This window comes from Staphylococcus sp. CoH_129_LAB_1, assembly GCF_058191515.1.
The window spans coordinates 1-279 of record NZ_JBXWKZ010000074.1; the positions used below are offsets into that span (position 1 = coordinate 1).

Sequence of the window (279 nt, forward strand, 5' to 3'; positions counted from 1 at the left end):
ACTCGCCGGCGACCGCCGGCCCGCCGGTATTGCCGCGGCGGTTGCGGCGCTTCTCGGCCCATACGCGGAACCGGTCCATGTACAGGTAGACGACCGGCGTCGTATAGAGCGTCAGCACCTGCGACATGACCAGGCCGCCGGCGATCGCGATCCCGAGCGGCGCGCGCAATTCGGCGCCGTCGCCGTTGCCGAACGCGAGCGGCAACGCGCCGAGCAGCGCGGCCATCGTCGTCATCATGATCGGGCGAAAGCGCAGCAGGCACGCTTCGTGGATCGCGT

Annotated in this window: 1 protein-coding gene; it reads right to left on the reverse strand. The window is 70.3% G+C overall.

The window, feature by feature from the left end; translation table 11 throughout:
- A partial coding sequence (locus AC2FB1_RS11170; RefSeq protein WP_490675278.1) for an efflux RND transporter permease subunit occupies positions 1–279 on the reverse strand: 279 nt, incomplete at both ends.